The sequence below is a fragment of the Variovorax sp. P1_H12_2 genome, assembly GCF_056405335.1.
This window is the reverse complement of sequence record NZ_JBFUCI010000740.1, coordinates 1-1,340: the sequence shown is the minus strand read 5'-3', so window position 1 is coordinate 1,340 and position 1,340 is coordinate 1. Positions and strand designations below refer to the sequence as shown.

General features: G+C 65.7%; 1 protein-coding gene and 1 pseudogene. One reads left to right on the top strand and one right to left on the bottom strand.

What is annotated here, in order from left to right:
• Window positions 1-193, bottom strand: a pseudogene (locus tag AC1D2K_RS34740) (hypothetical protein); the annotation flags it as partial.
• A 213-nt stretch (window positions 194-406) separates the two neighbouring features.
• Between AC1D2K_RS34740 and AC1D2K_RS34735 the strand changes: the two are divergent.
• Window positions 407-1,340: DNA-binding protein (locus AC1D2K_RS34735; protein WP_478094984.1), on the top strand; the 934-nt coding region annotated here is incomplete at its 3' end.

Sequence of the window (1,340 nt, the reverse complement as noted above, 5' to 3'; positions counted from 1 at the left end):
CGCCGAACCAGGCCGCCCAGTAGCGCATGGCGGCGCGGTACGCGAGGCGCGTGTTGTCCGATTCGCCCTCGGCCATCAGGTCGTGCGCGGCYTCCTCGGCCATCTCCGACAGCTGGCCGGGATCGAGCAGCGCGTGGTCGCGCTTGAGCGGCATCAACGCCTTGGACGACGGGATCTTTTCAGCAGATTTCATGGGCGACCTCCAGCAGCATTGGCTTCAGGGATGACAACGGCCATAGTCCGGCCATCGGCTTCTTTGTGTTAGTTATCACACATGCCATGTATGATGTCTTACGTACATTATATATTACTTACGATAATCTATTATTATCGAAAGTTAAAATTACTGGATGCGAAAACATGGGATCGACCGAGTCCGAGCGTCCATAGCCCTCCGGAGCAGCCCATGGAARGCCCCAATTCGAACGTCGGCACCTTCCCGCCGCGCGGTGGCCGCGGGATTCAAGAGGCCCAGGTCTGGGAAGCCGCCGATGCGCTCGTGCATGAAGGCCTGCGCCCGACCATCGAACGCGTGCGCCAGAAGATCGGCAGCGGCTCGCCCAACACCGTGAGCCCCATGCTAGAGCGCTGGTTCGCCACGCTCGGCAAGCGCCTTGATGGCCATGGCGCCAACCTGGCTGACGGCGAGGCGCATCAGCTCCCTCTAGCCGTGGTCCAGGCCGCAAAGCTGTTCTGGGATGCCGCGCGCCGCGAGGCCGACCAGGTGCAGGTCCAGAAGACCGAAGCGGCCAGGCGCGAGCTCGAGCTGCAGCGCGAGGCGCTCGCCCAGAGGGAAGCGGACCTGACCCAGCGCGTGTCATCCTTCGAGCAGGCCCGCGTGGCGCTCGACGAGGCCCTGGCGTCGTCGCGCCAGGCGGTCACAGCCATCGAGGCCCAGATGCACGCCCAGCAGCAGGAATCTGCTCGTCTTCTCAGCGACTCCGAAGCCGAGGTGCGACGCTTGCGGAATGCCATCGACGAGGCCGTGGCCAGCAAAGGAGCCCTGCGCGAGAAAGCAGCAATGGAACTGGGCGCGGCTCAGCGTGACGCGAGGGAAGCCGAGCAGCGGCATGTAGCGCACGAGCGCCGACTCCTTGCCGACGTCGATCGCGAGCGGGTGGCCGCGCGCCAGGCTGCCGCGGATCTCGTCAAAGAGCAGAAGGCCCGGACGGCAGATCACGAGGCAGCACGCACCGCGCAGGCAGCGGCAGAGCAGGTCCTCCAAGCCGAGAAGGCCGCGCACCGCGAGGCGGCGGCCACCTGGTTGAACGAGCAGCAGGAGATGCGCGTAGAGCTTGCGACCCTTCGCGAGCGGGCGGCCGGGGCAGAGCAGCGCGCAG